The following is a 17,918-nucleotide window of genomic DNA, read 5'->3' as shown; positions in this document are numbered from 1 at the left end:
GACGGTATCAGGCCGGTGACGTGCGCGAACACGGGGATGTCACACAGGGTGAGGGCAATGGGCGGGAGCGAGCGGCCCAGCGGACGCCCTACCCCGCGAACTCGGGCTGCTCGTACGGCGTCCACCAGGCCGTCAGCCCCCACACCCCCAGACCGAGCGCGGCCACCGCCACGAGCGCCGCCGCCCACGCCCGGCCGCCCAGCAGGCGCAGTCCCAGCGTCCACGCGACGGCCGGCACCAGCGCGCCCCCGAGCGCCATCAGCGGCAGGTCGACGTAGAGCACACTGAGGTCGCGGTGCTGCTGCTCGAAGCCGCCGGTCACACTGACGCGCGCGTCCGGTGCCCAGGCGAGCAGTGCCGTCGAGGCGCCGAGCACGCCGGCGGCCAGGCATCCGGCGCAGCCTCGGGTCCGGTGATCCACATCGTCCATACCCGCGTTCACGCGCCGGAGCCGGCCACCGGTTCCTCAGCCCGTCGCGTCCAGCGTCCGGGCCAGCACCCGCGCCGCCCGCTCCACGTCCGCGAACCCGACGTACAGCGGGGTGAAGCCGAAGCGCAGGACGTCCGGGGCCCGGAAGTCCCCGACCACTCCCCGTTCGATCAGCCGCTTCATCACGTCACCGGCGTCCTCGCAGCGCAGCGCGACCTGGCTGCCCCGCTCGGCGTGCGCCGCGGGCGTCACGGACTCCACCCGGCCGTCCGGCACGTACTCCCCGACGCAGCGCAGGAAGAAGTCCGTCAGCGCCAGCGACTTGGCCCGCACCGCCGCCACCGACACCGCGTCCTCGTCCCACACGTCCAGCGCCGCCTCCAGGGCGAGCAGGGAGAGGATGTCCGGTGTGCCGACCCGGCCGCGCAGGGCGCCGGAGGCCGGCTCGTACCCCGGCCGCATGCCGAAGGGCTCGGCGTGCGAGTTCCAGCCCGGCAGGGGGGAGTCGAAGCGGGCCTGGAGGTCCCGGCGCACGTACAGGTAGGCGGGCGAGCCGGGGCCGCCGTTGAGGTACTTGTAGGTGCAGCCGACCGCGAGGTCCACGCCGTGCTCGTCGAGCCCGACCGGCAGCGCGCCCGCGCTGTGGCACAGGTCCCAGACGGCGTACGCTCCCGCCGCGTGCACGGCGGCCGTGAGCGCGGGCAGGTCGTGCAGCCGGCCGGTGCGGTAGTCGACGTGGTTGAGGAGCACGGCGGCCGTACGGTCCCCGAGGGCCGACGGCACCTCGGCCGGGGAGACCGGGCGCAGGGCGCACCCCGTCATCCGGGCCGCCGACTCGGCGATGTAGCCGTCCGTGGGGAAGGTGGTGGCGTCCACCAGGATCTCGTCCCGCCCGGGACCGTCCTGCGCCGCCATCCGCACCGCGGCCACGAGCGCCTTGAACACGTTGACGCTCGTCGAGTCGCCCACCACGACCTGCCCGGCCGCCGCCCCCACCAGCGGGGCGATGCGGTCGCCGATCCGCTCGGGCGCGGTCCACCAGCCGCTCTCCTCCCAGGACCGGATGCGCAGCTCGCCCCACTGGCGGCGCACGACGTCCGCCACGCGGTCGGGGACGTGCGCCGGGAGGGCGCCCAGCGAGTTCCCGTCCAGGTACACGACGTCGTCGAGGACGAACCGCTCACGCACCGCGGCCAGCCCGTCGGCGGCGTCCAGCTTCCCGGCCTCGCCGGTGAGACCAAGCGGTTCAGACATAGGACCGCGCCGTCCACAGCTCGGGGAACACGTTGCCGCGGGCCCGCTTCTCCAGCCAGGCCACCCCGGCGGAGCCGCCCGTGCCCGTCTTCGAGCCCATCGCGCGGCGGGTGGCGACCAGGTGGTCGTTGCGCCAGCGCCACACCAGCTCGGCGACGTCGGTGAGGGCCTCGCCGAGGCGGGCCAGCTCACCGTTCTGGTCACCGGAGTAGACGGCCGTCCAGGCGGCCTCCACCTCGGGCGCCGGCTCGTACTTCTTGGTGACGTCGCGCTGGAGCACGGCGTCCGGGATGTCGTAGCCGCGCCGGGCGAGCAGCCGGACCACCTCGTCGTACAGGCTCGGCTCGTGCAGCGCCTTCTCCAGCTCGGCGTGGACGCGCGGGGCGCCGCGGTGCGGGACGAGCATGGACGCGGACTTGTCACCGAGCAGGAACTCCAGGCGGCGGTACATGGCCGACTGGAAGCCGGAGCCCTCGCCGAGGGCGCCGCGGTAGGAGTTGAACTGGGCGGGCGTGAGGCCCGCGAGCGGCGTCCAGGAGGCGTTCAGCGCCTCCAGCTCCCGCACCGAACGCTTGAGCGCGTCCCTCGCCACGTCGGTCCGGTCCTCGCGCAGGGCGCGGGCCGCGGTCTCCCACTCGTGGACGATGACGGTGAACCACAGCTCCATGACCTGGGTCGTGACCAGGAAGACCATCTCTCCGGGATCGTCGGAGAGGGTGTGCTGGAGGTGGGTGAGCACGTCCGCCTTGACGTAGTCCTCGTACGGCGTGCTGCCCTCGAAGTCGAGATTCGGGGCGTCGTGGGACATTTCTGTCTCCTGATGGCACTACGGGTAGCGGTCCGCCCTGCCGTTACCGGCACGGGGCCCCGGTCCCCACACGGCATCCTCCGCAATCGTCGCAGGAAACCGCAAGGCCCGCCCCCGCACGGCGGGCAGGCCTTGCGGCACGGGCGCGGTTCAGCCCAGGACCTCGGCCGCCTCCGGCGAGGAGTCCTTCAGGAACTGGCTGCAGCGCTCGTACTCCTCCTTCTCGCCGATCGCCTGGGCGGCGCGGGCGAGGGCGTGCAGGGCGCGCAGGAAGCCGCGGTTCGGCTCGTGGCTCCAGGGCACCGGTCCGTGGCCCTTCCAGCCGTTGCGGCGCAGGGCGTCCAGGCCGCGGTGGTAGCCCGTACGGGCGTACGCGTACGACTCCACCACGCCGCCCCGCTCGTACGCCTCGTCGGCCAGCCGGGCCCAGGCCAGCGAGGACGTCGGGTACTTCGCGGCGACGTCGGCGGCGGAGGTTTTGCCGGCCAGCAGCTCGCGCGGCCCGGGGTCGTCGGGGAGGTAGGTCGGGGGCGGTCCCCCGAGGAGGTTCTCGTGAATGGCCATGGGAACCAGTATCCCCAAACGCGCGGGCACCCGGACGTACCAGGGGTACGGCCGGGCGCCCGGACGCGGCCGGTGGGAGACCGCTGCTCGGTCTCCCGGCCCGCTACTTGATCCTCTGGCCCGCCGAGCGCAGGTGCCCGCAGGCCTCGACGACGCGCGCGGCCATGCCGGCCTCGGCCAGCTTGCCCCAGGTGCGCGGGTCGTAGGTCTTCTTGTTGCCGACCTCGCCGTCGACCTTCAGGACGCCGTCGTAGTTGCGGAACATGTGGTCGGCGACCGGACGCGTGAAGGCGTACTGGGTGTCCGTGTCGATGTTCATCTTGACCACGCCGTTCTCCAGGGCGGTCGCGATCTCCTCGGCGGTGGAGCCGGAGCCGCCGTGGAAGACGAAGTTGAACGGCTTGCTGCCGGCCGGCTGACCGTACTTCGACGCGATGCCCTCGTTCAGCTCCTTGAGCAGCTCGGGGCGGAGCACGACGTTGCCCGGCTTGTACACGCCGTGCACGTTGCCGAACGACGCGGCGAGCAGGTAGCGGCCCTTCTCGCCCAGGCCCAGGGCCTCGACGGTGCGGACCGCGTCGTCGACCGTGGTGTAGAGGGAGTCGTTGATCTCGTGCGAGACGCCGTCCTCCTCACCGCCGGTCGGGGTGATCTCGACCTCGAGGATGATCCTGGCGGCGCGGGCGCGCTCCAGGAGCTCCTGGGCGATGGAGAGGTTGTCGGACAGGGTCTCGGCGGAGCCGTCCCACATGTGCGACTGGAAGAGCGGGTCGCGGCCGGCCTTGACGCGCTCCTCGGAGACCGCGAGCAGCGGACGCACGTACCCGTCGAGCTTGTCCTTCGGGCAGTGGTCGGTGTGCAGGGCGACGGTGACGTCGTACTTCTCGGCGACGATGTGCGCGAACTCGGCGAGGGCGACGGCGCCGGTCACCATGTCCTTGTTGTGCTGGCCGCCCAGGAACTCGGCGCCGCCGGTGGAGATCTGGACGATGCCGTCGCTCTCCGCCTCCGCGAAACCGCGCAGGGCCGCGTGCAGCGTCTGGGAGGAGGTCACGTTGATGGCCGGGTAGGCGAACTTTCCTGCCTTCGCCCGGTCCAGCATCTCGTTGTAGACCTCGGGAGTTGCGATGGGCATCTGTCCGCTCCTTGTATGTGCGGGTGGGCGTGATACGTGCTTCGGCCCTGACCTAGACCATGGGGGGCGACGTCATCGTCGGCCCCATCCTTCCAGACGAACCGGGATACTCCGAGTGGACGTCCGTCCCCCGGACCGTCCCCGGTCCGGGGGGAGCGTCAGTCCAGGCCCAGCTCGTCCTTGTCGTACGCGTACCGGTACGGCACCGAGGCGCCCTGCTCGATCTTCTCGGCGGCGCCCGTCGCCCGGTCGACGATCGTCGCGACGGCGACCACCTCGGCACCGGCCTCGCGCACGGCCTCGACGGCGGTGAGCGGGGAGCCGCCGGTGGTGGAGGTGTCCTCGACGACCAGGACGCGGCGGCCCTTGATGTCCGGGCCCTCGACGCGGCGCTGCAGGCCGTGCGCCTTGGCGGCCTTGCGGACCACGAAGGCGTCCAGCTTGCGGCCCCGCGCGGCGGCGGCGTGCAGCATGCTCGCGGCGACCGGGTCGGCGCCCATGGTCAGCCCGCCGACCGCGTCGAAGTCCAGGTCGGCCGTCAGGTCCAGCAGCACCTGCCCGACCAGCGGCGCGGCCTCGCCGTCCAGGGTGATGCGGCGCAGGTCGACGTAGTAGTCGGCCTCGAGACCCGAGGAGAGGGTCACCCTGCCGTGCACCACGGCCTTGTCCTTGATCTGCTGCAGCAGCGCCGCGCGTACGTCCGTCATGCCCACCAGCTTAGAGCCGGGTCCAGCTCCAGGTCGTGGTGGCCTCCAGCGGCTCCAGGGGCGTGACCAGGCGCGGGAGGGTGTTCAGGCCGTTGGGCGGGCCGGTCTGCGGCTCCACGCAGACGGCGGCCTCCTGCTCGTCGTAGACCACGGCCCACTGCTCGGGGCTGGTCACCTTCAGCGTCAGGCGCTCCGGCCAGGTGAGGGTGACGTCGACTCCCTCGGGCATGCCGAAGCAGTCGTCCCAGGGGCCCGGCTTCGGGTCGACCCGGTTGCCGGTGGGCAGGTGGTCGTCGCCGCGCTCCTCCTGCCAGGCGGGGTCGAAGGCGATCGCCACGTCCGCGCCGTCGAGGGTGCGGTTGAACCAGGGGTGCCAGCCGAGCTGCGCCGGGAAGGACGACTCGTAGGTCTCGACCGACATCGTCAGCGTCAGCGCGTCCCCGGTGAGGGCGATCACCTGGGTGACGCGGCCGGGGTAGGGCCAGGGGTCGGTGAGGTCGTACGTGAGGACCGCCTCGCCGGCGGTGACGCGGGCGGTGCGCCAGGCGGCGTCGCGGGCGGTGCCGTGGATGGCGTGCGGCGGAGAGTTCAGCGGCATCTGGTGGACGACGGCGCCGTCCCGGAAACGGCCCTCGCGGATGCGGCCGCACCAGGGGACCATCGGGAAGCAGCCGTAGCGCTCGCCCTGGCGGAGCAGCTCCGTGCCGCCGACGCGCAGCCCGCCGATCCGGCCGCCGTTGCCCGGCAGCACGGTCGCCTCCGCGTCACCCGCGGTCAGCGTGATGGGTTCGTTGCTCACGCCACGACCCTACTGGGGCGATCAAGGGCGCCCCACCCGGTCGGCGCCCGTTCAGCGGCGCCTGCGCAGCGCGCGGCCCACCACGATCGCCGACGCCACCACCAGCGCCGCCGCCGGTGCGGCCCAGCGCAGGGAAGTGCCGGCCATGCCCGCCTGGGGCGCGGGGACGGGCGCGTACCGGCCGCGCGGCGGGGCGTGGTCCACCTCCTCGGCGCTGCGGCCGATCATCGTGCGGCGCGCGTGCGCGGCCTCGGCGGGGGGCGGCTCGGGTGCGCCCGGGGTGTCGGGCGCCTGCGGCCCGCCCACGGCGCCGGCGGCGGCCTCGGTCCCGCCGTCGGCCTCGTCCGCGAGGGAGGGCGGAGGGACCTCGGTGTCGAAGACGGAGACGTGCTCGGGTTCGGACTCCTGCCCCGGCCGGGACTCGGGCTCGGGCTTGGACTCGGGCTCGAGGTCGGGCTCGGGCTCGGGCTTGGACTCGGGCTCGGGCTCCTGCCCGGGCCTCGCCTCCTGCTCCGCCGCCCTGCCCAGGTTCTCCGCGAAGCGGGTCAGCAGCCGGGTCGTCGCCGACGTCACCGCGTCCGCCGGGAGCTCCGTGACCCGACCGTCCGCCGTGGCCGTCCCGGCGATCACCAGGGTGCACCCGCCGTCGGCGTCCGCCACCCGGAGCGTGAGGGCGAGCGCGACCGTGCCGGTGCCGCGCGACTCGGTGGCGTCGCCCTCGACGGCGTACGTGCCGTCGCCCCGGGCGGTCAGGCGCAGCGCGCCCCGGTAGGTGATGGAGTGGCTGCCGACGCGCACCTTCAGCCGTCCCGTGACGGGCTCGGCGCCGGCGTCCTGCTGGAGCCCCGGAAGGGCCCGCGCCACCCGGGCGGGGTCGGCCAGCACGTCCCCGAGCCGCTCGGCCGGAACCGGAACGAACACCTCATGCTCCATGTCACGCCACCCTACCCAGCGGGCGCCCGGCGCACCCCCCGTCGGCACGAAGTCGTCCGCCGCCTCACGTACCTCCCGTACCCCCGGGCGTCACCAGTCCCGTCTCGTACGCCACCACCACCGCCTGGGCCCTGCTGGTCAGGCCGAGCTTGGTCATCGTGCGGTTGAGGTGGGTCTTCACCGTGGCCTCGCTGATGAAGAGCCGGTCGGCGGCCTCGGCGTTGCTCATGCCGCGGGCGACCAGCTTCAGGACCTCGGCCTCGCGGCCGGTCAGCGCCGCCAGCCCGGGGGGCGGTCCGGCGTCCGGCGCACCCCGCGGTCCGGTGTCCGACATCCGCGTGAACGCCTCCACCAGGCGCCGGGTGACCGCGGGCGCGAACAGCGCGTCACCGCCGTGCACCGCGGTGACGGCCGCGAGCAGCCGTTCGGGGCCGGCGTCCTTGAGCAGGAAGCCGGAGGCACCGGCGCGCAGGGCACCGTACACGTACTCGTCGAGGTCGAAGGTGGTCAGGACCAGGACACGGGGGGCGGGGTCCACCGCCTCGGCGAGGATGCGCTCGGTGGCCTGGATGCCGGTCATACCGGGCATGCGGATGTCCATGAGGACGACGTCCGGCCGGGTCCGCGCGGCCAGCGCCACCGCCTCGGCCCCGTCGCAGGCCTCGCCGACGACCTCCATGCCGGGGGCCGCGCGCAGCAGCGCGGCGAGTCCGCTGCGGACGAGGAACTGGTCGTCGACGACGAGCAGCCTGACCGGCCGGCCCGGCGTGGCTGTCGCGCGGTCGGCGGCGGAGTCCGGTTCGGTCATTCGTGGACGGCGTCTCCCCGGCGTGCGGTCTGTACCGGCGTCGGCAGGGTCAGGCGCACGCCGAATCCCCCCTCACTGCGCGGGCCGACGGCGATCGTCCCGCCGTAGAGCTTGGCCCGCTCCCGCATCCCGATCAAGCCGTGGCCGCCGCGCTCGGGGATTGTGTCCGAATCCACCCCCTCCCGGCCCGCCCCGGCATGCCCGTCGTCGGTCACCGACACCGCCACCTCGCCCGCGCGGTAGGCGAGTTCGACGGCGGCGTGCGCGCCGGGCGCGTGCTTGAGCACATTGGTGAGGGCCTCCTGCACCACCCGGTAGACGCACAGCTGGACGCCGGGCGGCAGGGGTCGCGGGGTGCCCGTGACGCGCAGGTCGACGCCGACGCCGCCGGTGCGCACCCGGGTGACCATCTCGTCGAGCTGGTCGAGGCCGGGAGCGGGGGCGCCGTCCGCGCCCTGGACGCCGTCGGCCCGCAACAGGCCCAGCATGCGGCGCAGTTCGGCGAGGGCCTCGCCGCTGGCCCCCTCGATGGTGTCGAGGGCGTCGCGGGCGGTGCGGGCGTCGGTGTGGAAGACGAAGCGGGCGAGGCCGGCCTGGACGTTGATGACGGCGATGTGGTGGGCGACCACGTCGTGCAGTTCCCGGGCGATGCGCACGCGTTCCCCGGCCACCTCGCGCCGGGCCCGGTCGGACTGTTCGGCCCGCAGCTGCCGGGTGAGTTCGGCGGTGCGCCGGGCGACGTACCCGAACCGCCACAGCACCAGCGGGAAGCCCACGGCCTGCCCCACGACCGACGCCATCGCCTCGGCGTCGCTGACCACCCCGGCATAGACCCAGACGCCGGCGAGGAGCACGGCGCAGGCGGCCGCGGTGCGGGTGGGGCGGAGGGAGGCGACGGTGTAGACGGCGAGCATGGGGCCGAAGGAGCCGACCACGGGCCAGTAGCCGAGGGTGACGTAGACCGCCCAGCAGGCGTGCGCGGCGAGGCAGACGGTGACGGGGGCGCGGGTGCGCAGGGCGAGCGGAAGGGTGACCAGGGCGGCGAGGGTCCAGGCGAGCGGGTCGAGCGCGGGCCACCCCTGGGCGACGGCCTCGGTGCCGAGCAGTACGGCCACGGTCGTGAGCGCCGCGGCGATCAGGCCGTCGGCCGCCAGGGGGTGCAGGCGCATTGCCGCAGCGTAGGTCCGCCGGCCCGGCGGCGGCGTCATCCTTCCGCCGTACCGCGGGAGTTGCAGGAACCGGCGGCCTACCGCGCTGGAACGACCCCCATGTCCACCCCCTGCGGGATTCGGGGACGGACGGGGCGGCCGTAGGTTCTCGGTGCGAACGATCCGCAGGGGGGTGTGGCGGTCCGTCCCGTGCCCGGGGGAGGGACGGGCCGTCGCACGAGCGGTGTTCGCACCGGAACGGGGGCGGGGTCAGTAGCGGGGGTGCACCAGCGTCGACGGCGGCAGGTCCGCGATCCGGGTGCGGGAGGCGGCGTGGGCGCCCCGGGCCAGGGACTCGGCCGTGAGGGTGCGCGGGCGGGGAGCCGCCGGGTCGAGGCGCGGCCCGGGGGGTGTGCGGGCGGCCAGGAGGAAGCCCCAGTCGCGAGGGGCGTGCCCGCCGGCGGCGGTCGTGCGGTCCGGGCCGGACGCGTCGCCGGTGCCCGTGGCGTCGACGCGGTAGGGGGCGGTCCGCAGGCCGGCCGCCCGCAGGGTCGCGTCCACCGTCCAGAAGGTCCGGGGACGATCGGTCAGGGGGCCGGCGTGCACGGCGAGCCGCCCGTCGGGGGTGAGCACCCGGCGCAGCAGGCCGTAGAACTCCTGCGAGTACAGCTTGGTCCCCGCCGTGATGCCCGGGTCGGGCAGGTCCGAGATCACCACGTCGTAGGTCCCGGTGGGTGTCGTGCGCAGCCGGCGGAAGGCGTCGGCCGCGACGACGCGGACCCGGGCGTCGCCGTAGGCGTGCTCGTTCAGCGCGGACAGACCGGGGTCGTGGCGGGCCAGCCGGGTCAGCTCGGGGTCGGACTCGATGACGTCCACGCGGCGCACGTCGCGGTGGCGCAGCACCTCCCGCACTGCGAGGCCGTCGCCGCCCAGGACCAGCACGCTGGCGTGCGCGCCGCTCATGGCGGGGTGCACCAGCGCCTCGTGGTAGCGCCGCTCGTCGTCGGCGCCGAACCGCAGCCGGCCGTCCAGGAACAGGGCGAGGGGCCGGCCGTCGGTGTCGCCGGTGAGGACCACCTCCTGCACGTCGGTCCGGAGGGCCACGCGGACGTCCTGGCCGTAGACGGCGTGCCGGGCGGCGCGCTCGAAGTCGTCGGCGAGGACGGTCGCGGTGGCGAGGAGGGCGAGGACGACGGCGTTGGCGGTCAGCAGCAGCCAGCGGGCCCTGCGGGACATGTCCCGGCGGAACAGGCCGAGGACCAGGGCGGCACCGACGACCGCGTTGACGGTTCCGGTGAGCAGCGCGCCGGTCAGCTGGCCGAGGAACGGCAGCAGTACGAAGGGGAAGGCGAGGCCGCCGACGAGCGCGCCGACGTAGTCCGCGGCGAACAGGTCGGCGACGGCACCGCCCGCGTCCTGGCGGCGCACCCGCTGGATCAGCTCCATCAGCAACGGCACCTCGGCGCCGATCAGCACGCCGATGACGAGCGAGAAGCCGACCAGGAGGAAGCGCGGGCCGTCGGCCCACAGTCCGCCCCAGCCGCCGGTCCAGGCGAAGACGGCGTAGAGCACCATCGCGCTGGAGCCGCCGACGAGGGCGAGGACGGCCTCGACCGCGCCGAAGCCCGCCGCCGCGAACCGGCGCAGCCGCTTGGCGGCGAGCGAACCGAGGCCCATGGCGAAGACCATGACGGACAGCACGACGGACGCCTGGGTGACCGAGTCGCCGATCAGGTACGAGGCGAGGGCGACGAGTTCGAGTTCGTACACGAGCCCGCAGGCCGCGCAGACGAACACACCCGCCAGTACCAGGAACCGCCCGGTGGCCGGCCGGACGGGCAGCCGCGCCGGCGCGCCCCGGGCGGGCGGCAGGGGCGGCGTGCCGGAGCCGCCGGAGCCGCCCCAGGACGGCGGAGAGCCGGGTGGGGCGGGCGCGTGCGGTTCGATCACGGGGTGACGTTACGTCACTCCCTCACTCCGCTTCGTCACCCACACGTGTGAAACCGGCGTTCCGTTGGGCACCGCAGGTTTATCCCGCCGTCCCACCGGACCGCGGCGGCTCACCCCACGGCCGGGGCGAGCCGCGGCGCCGGCACCCGCACGCCCACCCGGGTCCGGGTCGCCACCAGTTGGCCGTCCTGCGGATAGGCGTGCCAGGTCCGCCAGTGCACCTGCCCCTCGCACCGCTGGGCCAGCAGCGCCGTGAAGGCGTGCGGGCTGCCGGGAAAGACACCGGCCAGGCCGTGCGGGTGGTCGGAGACCAGGGCCAGCAGCTCCTGCGCCCGCCCCGCGAAGGAGCCCGGCGTCAGCCGTTCCACGCGGGCGGCGAACTCGTACTCCCAGTCGCCCACCCGCTTGGCGACGCCGAGGGGCAGGGGGGTGCTGCTGCCCGGGATGCACGCCACCGTCTCCGAGCAGGTGCCCCGCTCCTCCTCGAGCAGCACTTGGTGGGAGGCCCCCAGGAGCCTCAACTGCAGTTTCGCTCCCGTCAGTTCGACATCGAGGCTGGCGAGCGCGGGCAGCGGCTCGCGCCCCAGGGCCCAGGCCAGGTCGGCGGCGCGCGTGTCGGTGTAGGCGGTTGTCAGGGTCGTGAGCATGGATCGGCTCCGCAAGCACACAAGGAAGGGAAGGTGTGGGGCCTGCGCACCCCGGTCGTCGCCGAAGATGCGGCCCGCTCAGCCCAGTCGGCCGGTCAGGAGGGGGGTCAACAGGTCGTCCGAGGAGCTGCGTTGGTGAGGGAGAGCGAATCATGAACTGTGGCGCCGCCACAGCGTTTTTACCCAACTTCGTGGGCTTTCCATCCCTCAGGGGGCTCCTCAGCTCAACTGTTCAACCAGGGCGTACACCCCGCCCGCGCGGCGCGCGCCGGTGCGTGGGAGCGCCCGCCGGGTGCGAGTCCCGGCGGGCGCTGTGGTGGGGGCGGGGCCCGGTCCCAGGCGCGGGCCCCGAGGCGCGGATGCGGCTCCCCCTGCTGGAGCTCGGCTGCCCCGTGTCAGCCGCTGCCTCCACCGCATCCGCCGCCGCCCCCTCCCCCGCCCCCGCAGGACGACCCGCCTCCGCAGGACGAGCCGCCACCGCAGGAGTGGCTCGAGTCGTGTCCGCCCGGGGACGATCCGCCGTCCCCGGCCCACCAGCTGCCGCCGCCCCCGCCGGACGACCCCGTGCTCCGTCGCCGGGCGCGTCCGGCGGACGAGCCGCTGCGCGCCCCGGCCGTGAGCCCGGCGAGCAGCAGGGCGGCGAACACGATCAGGATGAGGCCGATGACCATGGCGTCACCCTCCTTCCGCTGTCCGGGCCCGTGCCCGGAAGGTCCCCCGAAGCAACCCCCCGTGGGTGCCTCGCTGTCTGCGCCGCGGACGTGGCCGGCGTGCGCCGTGCGCTCGGCGTCTCGACGTCCTCGGCGTGAAGCTCTCGTCGCGTGCTCGGGAGATGCCCCTCGCCGCCACGCCCCAAAGCAGAGTTGAGGAAGCTCAGAGCTTCGGCGCAGGATGGCCGCCATGACCTCCACGCCGCCCGTGGGCTCCAGCGCCCGCCCCTTCCTCAATCGCCGGCTCGCCGAGTTCGGGACGACGATCTTCGCCGAGATGTCCGCCCTGGCCGTGCGGACCGGCGCGATCAACCTGGGCCAGGGCTTCCCCGACACCGACGGCCCCGAGGAGGTCCGGGAGGCCGCCGTACGGGCGCTGCGCGACGGACGCGGCAACCAGTACCCGCCCGGCCCGGGCGTACCCGAGCTGCGCGGCGCCGTCACCGCCCACCAGCACCGCCGCTACGGCCTGTCCTACGACCCCGACACCGAGGTCCTGGTCACCGCGGGCGCCACGGAGGCCATCGCCGCCTCCCTGCTGGCCCTGCTGGAACCCGGCGACGAGGTCATCGCGCTGGAGCCGTACTACGACTCCTACGCGGCCTGCGTCGCCATGGCGGGCGGCACCCGCGTACCGGTGACCCTGCGTCCGCACGAGGGCGCCTTCCGCCTGGACCTCGACGAGCTGCGCGACGCGGTCACCGACCGCACCCGCCTGCTGCTGCTGAACACCCCGCACAACCCGACGGGCACGGTCCTGACCCGCGCCGAACTGGCGGCGATCGCCGAGCTGGCCGTCGAACGGGACCTGCTGGTGGTGACCGACGAGGTCTACGAGCACCTGGTCTTCGACGAGGCCGAGCACATCCCGCTCGCCTCCTTCCCGGGCATGCGCGAGCGCACGGTGACGATCGGATCGGCCGGCAAGACGTTCTCCTTCACCGGCTGGAAGGTCGGCTGGATCACCGCCGCGCCCGCCCTGCTCACGGCGGTCCGCGCGGCGAAGCAGTACCTGACGTACGTGTCGGCCGGACCCTTCCAGTACGCGGTCGCCGAGGCCCTCGCCCTTCCCGAGTCGTACTTCACGGCCTACCGGGAGGACATGCGCGCCAAGCGGGACCTGCTGGCGACGGGGCTTCAGGAGGCGGGTTTCGGCGTCTACCGCCCCTCCGGCACGTACTTCGTCACCACCGACATCCGCCCCCTCGGCGAGGAGGACGGTTTCTCCTTCTGCCGCGCCCTGCCCGAGCGCGCGGGCGTCGTCGCCGTACCCAACGCGGTCTTCTACGACCACCGGGAGGCGGGCGCCCCCTTCGTCCGGTTCGCGTTCTGCAAGCGGACCCGGGTGCTGGAGGAGGCGGTCGGCCGCCTGAAGGCGCTGGGGGCGGCGGACCGGAAGACCTGAACGTCCCGGAACGGGGAGGAGCCCGGCCCGGACGTCACCGTCCGGACCGGGCTCCCCTGCCGGCGGGGGAGGGAGACTACTCCTCGCCCTCCTCCTTGGGCTTCTCCGCCTCGTTGACCTCCTGCTCCAGGCCGAGCTGCTCCACGAGCCACCGGTCGAACTCGATGGCGGCGCGCACCCAGCTGACCGTCGAGGAGACGAAGTGCTCCAGGCTGACGCCCATGCCGATCAGCATCTGCGCCTCGCCGATCAGGCGGACGGTGCCGTCGTCGTGGGTGTGGGAGTACACCTTCGGCCACAGGGTGCGCCGGTTCCAGTCGTCGATCGACTCGAGCAGCTGCGGCTTCTCGTCGATCTGGTGGGGCCGGTCGTAGAACGTCCGCACCGAGAAGACCTGCTGGTCACCCTCGCCGCGGAACATGAAGTACGTACGGAACTGCTCCCACGGCGCCGCGAGGTCGCCCTCGTCGTCGACGACGTACTTGAGCTCCATCTGTTCGAGGAGCTGCTTCACAAGATCCTGATCCGGGACGACGGGGCCCGCCGGTCCTTGGGGCTGCGGCTCGGGCTGCTTGCCCCCGAAGTTCGGAATCGAGGACGGGTCGATGCTCACCGTGATTTTCCCTTCGTACGGATCTGGCCATCCTCCCCCATGCGGGGAGGGGGGTGGCAAGCCCGCCGGGGGCCTGTCAGCCGTCGGCTGACATGATCCGGCCGGTCGGGTGGACGGGTGGGACGTGCGGCGGACGGAGGCGGGGCCATGAGACGGGCACGGGGCGGGGTGGCGGGGAACGCGGACGGCGGCGAGGAGATGCCGCGCGGGCGGACCAGGTGGTGGCCGGCCGCGGCCCTCGTGGCCCTGGCCGCGCTGGTGCTGCTCCCCGTCCTCACCGTCCTCGTGGCCGTCGTGGGCCTCGTGGCGTCCGATTCCGAGTATCCGCTCGGCGGCGGCCCCGAGCAGCGCCCTTGCCCGGAGGCGCTGGGCTTCGGCGGGGCGGCGCTGCCGGACGGCGCCCAGCCGGCGGGGGCCTGCACGAGGCAGGGATGGCAGGACATCCACTACAGCGCGGTCTTCCGGTGCCGCGCGCCGGGGTCGCCGAGTGGCTCGCGCACACCTACCCGGACGCCCCCGCGCCCGAGACGGAGTACTGCGGGGGCGCCGCCGTGGACCTGTGTCTGGATCTGGGCTACGCGCAGGGCCTGCCGGACGGTGTGGACGCCCACGCCGTCCAGGTGAGCGTCGAGTACCTGGACGCCGGCACCGCCTTGGTGCGGTTCTCCGCGTTCACCCTGTGACGTGCGCGCGGCCCCCGGGTGTGAGGGGCCGCGCGTCCGGGGCTACAGCGTCTTGCCGCCCGCCGGGCCCACGATCAGGTCGTCGCCGAAGCGGTCCACGCGGACCGTGTCGCCGTCCTTGATCTCGCCGGAGAGGATCTCCCGGGCGAGCCGGTCGCCGATGGCGGTCTGCACCAGGCGGCGCAGCGGCCGGGCGCCGTAGGCCGGATCGTTGCCCTCGTCGGCCAGCCAGGCCAGGGCGTCGTCGGTGACCTCCAGGGTGAGGCGGCGCTCGGCGAGCCGCCGGGCGAGCGCGTCGATCTGGAGCCGCGCGATCCGGCTCAGCTCCTCCTTGCTCAGCGCCGAGAAGACCACGAGGTCGTCGAGCCGGTTGAGGAACTCCGGCTTGAACGATGCCCGGACCACCTCCAGGACCTGCTCCTTCTTCTCGGCCTCGGTGGTCACCGGGTCGACCAGGTACTGGCTGCCGAGGTTGGAGGTCAGGACCAGGATGGTGTTGCGGAAGTCGACCGTGCGGCCCTGCCCGTCGGTCAGCCGCCCGTCGTCCAGCACCTGGAGCAGGATGTCGAAGACCTCGGGGTGCGCCTTCTCCACCTCGTCCAGCAGCACGACGCTGTACGGCCGCCGCCGCACCGCCTCGGTGAGCTGACCGCCCTCCTCGTATCCCACGTACCCGGGCGGGGCGCCGACCAGCCGGGCGACGCTGTGCTTCTCGCTGTACTCACTCATGTCGATGCGGACCATCGCCCGCTCGTCGTCGAAGAGGAAGTCGGCGAGCGCCTTGGCCAGCTCGGTCTTGCCGACACCGGTCGGCCCGAGGAAGAGGAACGACCCGGTCGGCCGATCGGGATCGGCGATCCCGGCCCGGCTCCGCCGTACGGCGTCGGACACGGCCCGCACGGCCTCGGTCTGCCCGATCAGCCGCCTGCCGAGCTCGTCCTCCATCCGCAGCAGCTTCTGCGTCTCGCCCTCCATCAGCCGCCCGGCGGGGATGCCGGTCCAGGAGGCGACGACGTCGGCGATGTCGTCGGCGCCGACCTCCTCCTTGACCATGGTGTCCCTGGCCACCTCCTCCTCGGCCTCGGAGGCGGCCTCCAGGTCCCGCTCCAGGGCCGGGATCTCCCCGTACAGCAGCTTGCTGGCGGTGTCGAAGTCGCCGTCGCGCTGAGCGCGCTCGGCCTGGCCGCGCAGTTCGTCGAGCTTCTCCTTCAGCTCACCGACCCGGTTGAGGGACTGCTTCTCCTTCTCCCAGCGGGCGGTGAGGCCGCGCAGTTCCTCCTCCTTGTCCGCGAGGTCGCGCCGCAGCCGCTCCAGGCGTTCGAGGGAGGCGGCGTCGGTCTCCTTCCCGATCGCCAGCTCCTCCATCTTCAGCCGGTCGACGGCACGCTGCAGCTCGTCGATCTCGACGGGCGAGGAGTCGATCTCCATGCGCAGCCGGGACGCGGCCTCGTCGACGAGGTCGATGGCCTTGTCGGGCAGGAACCGGGAGGTGATGTACCGGTCGGACAGACCGGCGGCGGCCACCAGCGCGCTGTCCGCGATCTGCACCTTGTGGTGTGCCTCGTAGCGCCCCTTGAGCCCGCGCAGAATGGCGATCGAGTCCTCGACGGTCGGCTCGGCGACCAGCACCTGCTGGAAGCGCCGCTCCAGCGCCGGGTCCTTCTCGATCCGCTCCCGGTACTCGTCCAGCGTGGTCGCGCCCACCATGCGCAGCTCACCACGGGCGAGCATGGGCTTCAGCATGTTCCCGGCGTCCATGGCGGAGTCCCCGCCGGCACCTGCCCCCACCACGGTGTGCAGCTCGTCGATGAAGGTGATGATCTGCCCGTCGGAGTCCTTGATCTCGGCGAGGACGGTCTTCAGCCGCTCCTCGAACTCACCCCGGTACTTGGCCCCCGCGACCATCGCCCCCAGGTCCAGCGCCACCAGCCGCTTGTTCTTGAGCGACTCGGGCACGTCCCCCTTGACGATCCGCTGGGCGAGCCCTTCCACGACGGCGGTCTTGCCGACACCCGGCTCACCGATGAGGACGGGATTGTTCTTGGTACGCCGGCTCAGCACCTGCACGACCCGCCGGATCTCCTGGTCCCGCCCGATGACCGGGTCGAGCCTGCCCTCCCGGGCGGAGGCGGTGAGGTCGGTGCCGAACTTCTCCAGCGCCTTGTACTGGCCCTCGGGGTCCGCGGTGGTCACGCGGCGCCCTCCCCTCGCCTTGCGGAAGGCCTCCTGCAGCTTCTTCGCACTGGCTCCCTGCCCCTCCAGTACCTCACCGGCCGCGCCGCCCTTCGCGGCGATGCCGAGGAGCAGGTGCTCGGTGGAGAGGTACTCGTCCCCGAGTTCCTTGGCGCGGGCCTGGGCGTCGGCGACCACGGCGAGCATCTCACGGTTGGGCTGCGGGGGTGCGACCGTGGCACCGGTGACGCTGGGCAGCCCGGCGAGGATCCGCTCGGCGCCGGAACGCACGGCGGCGAGGTCGGCCTCGACGGCGGCGAGCAGGTCGGTGATGTTCTCGTTGTCCTGCCCCTGGAGCAGGGCCAGGAGCAGGTGGGCGGGGGTGAGGTCGGCATGCCCCTCGGTCACGGCGCGGTTGCTGGCCGCGTTGATCGCGTCCCGGCTCCGGTTGGTCAGCTCGGCGTCCACGTTCTGGCTCTCCTCCTAGCGTCGGCCGTGGCGGGCGGCCGTGTCTCCCAGTGCTGACTCATCCAACGTACACAAAGTTGAGCCTATTCCACTCAAGGGAGGCGCAATGAGTCTCCGGGTGGCACCAGGTTCCTGGTCCGCCGACCTCCTCGCGCGGCGAACACCGTCAGGCGAGGGCCTTTTCGGCCACGTCGGCAAGAAGGCGATACGGGTCGGTACCCCGAAATGTCGCCGCATACGACAGCGGCGTCACCGTGTTCAGGTCACGGTGACGCCGCTGCCGGGGGGAAGCACCTGAGCGATTTGTTACGACGGGGGAATCGCGTCAGGCGCTGCGGGGGGTGGCCGAGATGGTCCTCACTCCGGGGTCCTCCGGCTGCGCGAGCCGGTGGTCCCTCTGGTCCAGGTTCACAAAGATCATTCCGTAACGGATGGCACACCGCACGGGCTGCGGCGCCCCCCGAGGCCGCCGCAGACACCGGTACGCCCGCACGTCACCGTCCTCGTCCAGAGTGACGACGACCGGCTCACCGAAGACGGTCACCATCAGGGAGTCACCGGGGTGGGGGATCGCGGTGACCAGGTCGATGAAGTGCCAGCCGGAGCGGTAGGCGGTGGCCATTTCGCGGCGGAAGGAGCGGTCGTCCGGTGGAGTGGTCACATCAACCCTCCGAGTTCACAACG

At 73.3% G+C, this 17,918-nt stretch carries 18 protein-coding genes; 2 read left to right on the top strand and 16 right to left on the bottom strand.

The features are described 5' to 3' along the window. Positions 1 to 88: 88 nt before the first annotated feature. The 13 genes from ACFW47_RS10760 to ACFW47_RS10700 form a co-directional block, all read right to left on the bottom strand. Positions 89 to 430 carry a hypothetical protein gene (locus ACFW47_RS10760; RefSeq protein ID WP_386305517.1) on the bottom strand — a complete coding sequence of 114 codons (342 nt, stop codon included), beginning with the start codon at positions 428 to 430 and terminating at the stop codon, positions 89 to 91. A gap of 36 nt (positions 431 to 466) precedes the next feature. Further along, positions 467 to 1,684 (bottom strand): kynureninase, encoded by a 1,218-nt coding sequence (gene kynU / locus ACFW47_RS10755; protein ID WP_386279742.1) that lies wholly within the window; start codon positions 1,682 to 1,684, stop codon positions 467 to 469. Continuing rightward, positions 1,677 to 2,492 (bottom strand): tryptophan 2,3-dioxygenase, encoded by an 816-nt coding sequence (locus tag ACFW47_RS10750; RefSeq protein ID WP_386279744.1) that lies wholly within the window; start codon positions 2,490 to 2,492, stop codon positions 1,677 to 1,679. Before ACFW47_RS10750 ends, kynU begins: the two co-directional genes overlap by 8 nt. A gap of 150 nt (positions 2,493 to 2,642) precedes the next feature. After that, positions 2,643 to 3,056 carry a DUF3151 domain-containing protein gene (locus ACFW47_RS10745; RefSeq protein ID WP_386305515.1) on the bottom strand — a complete coding sequence of 138 codons (414 nt, stop codon included), beginning with the start codon at positions 3,054 to 3,056 and terminating at the stop codon, positions 2,643 to 2,645. A gap of 103 nt (positions 3,057 to 3,159) precedes the next feature. Then, positions 3,160 to 4,191, bottom strand: coding sequence for a class II fructose-bisphosphate aldolase (gene fbaA / locus ACFW47_RS10740; protein WP_386279748.1), 1,032 nt, complete (start codon positions 4,189 to 4,191; stop codon positions 3,160 to 3,162). Positions 4,192 to 4,349: 158 nt separating this feature from the next. Further along, a complete protein-coding gene (gene pyrE, locus ACFW47_RS10735; RefSeq protein WP_386279750.1) occupies positions 4,350 to 4,898 on the bottom strand; it encodes an orotate phosphoribosyltransferase in 549 nt (182 codons plus the stop codon). A 10-nt stretch (positions 4,899 to 4,908) separates the two neighbouring features. Then, positions 4,909 to 5,697, bottom strand: coding sequence for an aldose 1-epimerase (locus ACFW47_RS10730; RefSeq protein ID WP_386279752.1), 789 nt, complete (start codon positions 5,695 to 5,697; stop codon positions 4,909 to 4,911). A 51-nt stretch (positions 5,698 to 5,748) separates the two neighbouring features. Beyond that, positions 5,749 to 6,630, bottom strand: coding sequence for an SRPBCC family protein (locus ACFW47_RS10725; protein ID WP_386305514.1), 882 nt, complete (start codon positions 6,628 to 6,630; stop codon positions 5,749 to 5,751). Between the two features lie 64 nt (positions 6,631 to 6,694). Continuing rightward, entirely contained in the window at positions 6,695 to 7,438 is a 744-nt protein-coding gene (locus ACFW47_RS10720) for a response regulator (RefSeq protein ID WP_386279756.1), read from the bottom strand. Further along, the gene (locus ACFW47_RS10715; RefSeq protein ID WP_386305513.1) at positions 7,435 to 8,607 is read right to left on the bottom strand and encodes a sensor histidine kinase; all 1,173 of its coding nucleotides are present in this window, start codon (positions 8,605 to 8,607) and stop codon (positions 7,435 to 7,437) included. Before ACFW47_RS10715 ends, ACFW47_RS10720 begins: the two co-directional genes overlap by 4 nt. Positions 8,608 to 8,856: 249 nt before the next feature. Next, positions 8,857 to 10,536 (bottom strand): polyamine aminopropyltransferase, encoded by a 1,680-nt coding sequence (locus ACFW47_RS10710; RefSeq protein ID WP_386279761.1) that lies wholly within the window; start codon positions 10,534 to 10,536, stop codon positions 8,857 to 8,859. Positions 10,537 to 10,646: 110 nt separating this feature from the next. Further along, entirely contained in the window at positions 10,647 to 11,183 is a 537-nt protein-coding gene (locus tag ACFW47_RS10705) for a DUF2617 family protein (RefSeq protein WP_386279764.1), read from the bottom strand. Positions 11,184 to 11,578: 395 nt separating this feature from the next. Then, complete coding sequence (locus ACFW47_RS10700) at positions 11,579 to 11,854, bottom strand: hypothetical protein (RefSeq protein WP_386279767.1); 276 nt, start codon at positions 11,852 to 11,854, stop codon at positions 11,579 to 11,581. 220 nt (positions 11,855 to 12,074) lie between these two features. Between ACFW47_RS10700 and ACFW47_RS10695 the strand changes: the two genes are divergently transcribed. Continuing rightward, complete coding sequence (locus ACFW47_RS10695) at positions 12,075 to 13,298, top strand: pyridoxal phosphate-dependent aminotransferase (protein WP_386305511.1); 1,224 nt, start codon at positions 12,075 to 12,077, stop codon at positions 13,296 to 13,298. Positions 13,299 to 13,374: 76 nt separating this feature from the next. On the opposite strand, the gene ACFW47_RS10690 is transcribed toward ACFW47_RS10695, so the two are convergent. After that, complete coding sequence (locus ACFW47_RS10690; protein ID WP_073726403.1) at positions 13,375 to 13,911, bottom strand: YbjN domain-containing protein; 537 nt, start codon at positions 13,909 to 13,911, stop codon at positions 13,375 to 13,377. Positions 13,912 to 14,342: 431 nt separating this feature from the next. On the opposite strand from ACFW47_RS10690, the gene ACFW47_RS10685 reads away from it, so the two are divergent. After that, on the top strand, positions 14,343 to 14,594 hold the full coding sequence (locus tag ACFW47_RS10685; protein WP_386305510.1) for a hypothetical protein: 252 nt from the start codon (positions 14,343 to 14,345) through the stop codon (positions 14,592 to 14,594). 42 nt (positions 14,595 to 14,636) lie between these two features. On the opposite strand, the gene clpB is transcribed toward ACFW47_RS10685, so the two are convergent. Beyond that, on the bottom strand, positions 14,637 to 17,234 hold the full coding sequence (clpB, locus tag ACFW47_RS10680; RefSeq protein ID WP_386279775.1) for an ATP-dependent chaperone ClpB: 2,598 nt from the start codon (positions 17,232 to 17,234) through the stop codon (positions 14,637 to 14,639). A 325-nt stretch (positions 17,235 to 17,559) separates the two neighbouring features. Continuing rightward, entirely contained in the window at positions 17,560 to 17,895 is a 336-nt protein-coding gene (locus ACFW47_RS10675) for a hypothetical protein (protein WP_031017290.1), read from the bottom strand. Positions 17,896 to 17,918: the final 23 nt, after the last annotated feature.

It is taken from the genome of Streptomyces sp. NPDC058796 (assembly GCF_042745235.1).
GTDB lineage: Bacteria > Actinomycetota > Actinomycetes > Streptomycetales > Streptomycetaceae > Streptomyces.
The sequence above is the reverse complement of the archived record's forward strand: the minus strand, read 5'-3'. Positions and strand labels throughout refer to the sequence as shown.